This is a genomic window from Microbacterium sp. K35 (genome assembly GCF_004794375.1).
Classification (GTDB): domain Bacteria; phylum Actinomycetota; class Actinomycetes; order Actinomycetales; family Microbacteriaceae; genus Microbacterium; species Microbacterium sufflavum.
The window spans coordinates 1-2,925 of sequence record NZ_SSDM01000231.1 but is presented as its reverse complement, the minus strand read 5'-3'; the positions used below and the strand labels follow the sequence as shown (position 1 = coordinate 2,925).

The 2,925-nt window shown below is 72.4% G+C and carries 3 protein-coding genes and 1 pseudogene; 1 reads left to right on the top strand and 3 read right to left on the bottom strand.

Translation table 11 applies throughout. The features are described 5' to 3' along the window. Both dhaL and dhaK read right to left on the bottom strand, forming a co-directional pair. The coding region (gene dhaL, locus DW299_RS08750; RefSeq protein ID WP_136036355.1) for a dihydroxyacetone kinase subunit DhaL at positions 1 to 464 on the bottom strand (464 nt) is incomplete at its 3' end. After that, positions 464 to 1,456 (bottom strand): dihydroxyacetone kinase subunit DhaK, encoded by a 993-nt coding sequence (dhaK, locus tag DW299_RS08745; RefSeq protein WP_136030276.1) that lies wholly within the window; start codon positions 1,454 to 1,456, stop codon positions 464 to 466. The genes dhaL and dhaK, both read right to left, overlap by 1 nt. A 147-nt stretch (positions 1,457 to 1,603) precedes the next feature. On the opposite strand from dhaK, the gene DW299_RS08740 reads away from it, so the two are divergent. After that, complete coding sequence (locus DW299_RS08740) at positions 1,604 to 2,371, top strand: IclR family transcriptional regulator (protein WP_136030274.1); 768 nt, start codon at positions 1,604 to 1,606, stop codon at positions 2,369 to 2,371. A 16-nt stretch (positions 2,372 to 2,387) separates the two neighbouring features. On the opposite strand, the pseudogene DW299_RS08735 reads toward DW299_RS08740, so the two are convergent. Beyond that, positions 2,388 to 2,925 (bottom strand): annotated as a pseudogene (locus DW299_RS08735) (phosphoribosyltransferase); the annotation flags it as partial.

The window sequence follows — 2,925 nt, the reverse complement described above, 5'->3', positions numbered from 1 at the left end:
GCGTCGCCCACCGAGGATCCGTCGGCGAGCGCCGCGTCGAACGCATCGACCGCCGGCGCCATCGCGTCGTACATGGTCTTGTCCCCCGCCTCGGGCTTGCCGCGGGCGACGATGCCCTCGAGTCCGGCACGCAGGGCCGCGGCGAGCGCGGGGCCGTCCAGCTCCGAGACCGCTCCGGCGGACATGCCCATGCGCAGGAAGAAGGTGCCGTACAGCGGGCCGCTCGCTCCGCCCACCGAGCTCACGAGCGTCATGCCGACCGTCTTCAGCAGCTCGTCGGCCGTGGCCGGGGTCCCCGCGGCGAGCTTGTCTCCCACGGCGGCGAAGCCGCGGGCCATGTTGGCGCCGTGGTCGGCGTCGCCGATCGCGGAGTCCAGCTCGGTGAGCCAGTCGCGCTGTGCGGTGACCGCGTCGCGGTAGCGGGTGATCCAGTCCGCGAGCTGCGCGGTGCCGACGGCCGCCATCAGGCGCCCCACCGCAGGCCGGGGGTGACCACGGGTGCGTCCCACAGCCGCAGCAGCTCGTCGTCGGCCTTCAGCACCGTGACCGAGCAGCCGGCCATGTCGAGCGAGGTGATGTAGTTGCCGACGAGGTTGCGGGCGATCTGCACGCCCGACTTCTCCAGGATCGCGGCGACCTCGCCGTACATGAGGTAGAGCTCGATGAGCGGGGTCGCGCCCATGCCGTTGAGCATCACGATCGCGGGACCGGCCGCGTCGATGTCGCCCAGGATGGGTTCGACGAGCTGGCGGGCGATGTCGGACGCGGGCGCGAGCGGCTCGCGGTGTCGGCCCGGCTCGCCGTGGATGCCGATGCCGATCTCCATCTGGTCGTCCGGGAGGTCGAACGTGGGCTTGCCCGCGGCGGGCACCGTGCAGCTCGTGAGCGCCATGCCCATCGAGCGCCCCTGTCCGTTGATGCGCTTCGCGAGCTCGACGACGGACGCGAGGTCGCGGCCCTCCTCGGCGGCGGCGCCCACGAGCTTCTCCAGCAGCACCGTGAGCCCGACCCCGCGGCGTCCCGCCGTGTACAGCGAGTCCTGCACCGCGACGTCGTCGTCGACCACGACCGTGCCCACCTCGATGCCCTCCATCGACGCGAGCTCGGCCGCCATCTCGAAGTTGAGAACGTCGCCGGTGTAGTTCTTCACGATGTGCAGCACGCCGGCGCCACGGTCGACGGCCTGGGTCGCCACCTGCACGCGGTCGGGGGTGGGTGAGGTGAAGACCTCCCCGGCGACGGCCGCATCGAGCATGCCCGTGCCCACGTAGCCGCCGTGCAGGGGCTCGTGTCCCGACCCGCCGCCGGACACGACGGCGACCTTGCCCTGCGCCTTGGGCGTGGCCCGCGTGATGACGTGGTTCTCCAGATCCACCGACAGCTCCGGATGAGCGGCGGCGACGCCCCGCAGGGATTCGACGAGGACGTCTTCCGGGGCGTTGATGAGCTTCTTCATCGTGCGATCTCCTTTGATGCATCGTGCGCTGTCCCGAAAATCCGAAAGGAATTCGTTAATGTCGAATATGCTCGGAGCCTGCCGGCTTGTCAAGATCGTTCAGGCGACCGGCGCGACCGGGTCGACGACGACCGGAAGGAGACGCGGATGATCCAGGCGATCGACCGTGCGGCGAAGATCCTCGACCTGCTGCAGGGGGCGCGCCACCTCGGCATCACCGACCTGTCGAGCGCGCTCGGCCTGCCGCCATCGACCGTGCACGGCATCGTGAAGTCGCTGCGCGCGCACGGCCTGGTCGCCAAGGAGCGCGGAGGGCAGCGCTACATGCTCGGCCCCACCCTGCTGCGCCTCAGCAACGTGTACCTCGACAGCCTCGACGTGCGGGCGCGGTCCATGCGCTGGACCCAGGAGCTCGCCCGCCGCACGCACCTCTCCGTGCGCCTGGGAGCGCCGCACTTCACCGACGTGCTGGTGATCCATCACAACCTGCGCCCCGACGACAGCCAGCAGATGCTCGAGACCGGTATGGCGATCCCCGCGCACGCCTCCGCGATGGGCAAGGTGCTGCTCGCGTACGACCAGGGGTTCCAGCGGACGGTGTTCGACGCACCGCTGCGCAGCCTCACCGGCGACACGGTCACCGACGTCGCGCGGTTGACGCTGGAGCTGCCCGCGATCGCCGAGCGGGGCATGGCGGGCGAGTTCGACGAGGCCGTGCTCGGTGAGTCGTCGCTCGCGGCGCCCGTCGCCGATGCCTCCGACGCGATCGTCGCCGCGGTCGCCGTGGTCCTGCCGACCTCGCAGACCCCCGCCTCGGACGCCGTCGTGAACGCTCTGCGCGAGACCGCGAGGAACATCTCCCGCGAGCTCGGCGCGACCTCCTGGCCCCCGCGCATCTCCCCCGCCGACGACTGAGCCCGGGGCCCCGGCGTCAGCCGCGGAGGGCGAGCGCGAACGGGAGCACCGCGGTGGCCCCGGCACGACGGAGGGTGCGCGCGGCGACCGTCATGGTCCAGCGACTGTCGACGAGGTCGTCGACCAGCAGCACGGGGCCCGCTGGCACCTCGAGGTGCGACGCGTCGAAGCGGTCCCACACGCCCGCGAGCCGGAACACGCTGTTCCCTCCCGACTGGCCGGACGGTCCCCCGCCGCGCAGCTCCAGAGCGCTCAGGTACGGCAGTCGCCCGATGTCGGCCAGTCCTCGCGCCAGCGAGTCCACCAGCAGCGGCCGCGACCGCGAGGGCAGGGCGACCACGGCGACGGGCCGCTCCGCCCACCCCCACCCGGCGAGCACGCGCACGCACGCCTGCACCAGCTGCGGGGTCACCGCGGCATCGGGGGCGCCCGCGGCGAAGGTGTCGCGCAGCGCGCCGCCCCAGCCCAGATCGGTGAGCCGCGCCAGCGCACGCCCCTCCTCGGCCTGCTCGTCCGCGGGGATGCGGCCCTTGACGGGCACGTCGAGGGCCGCA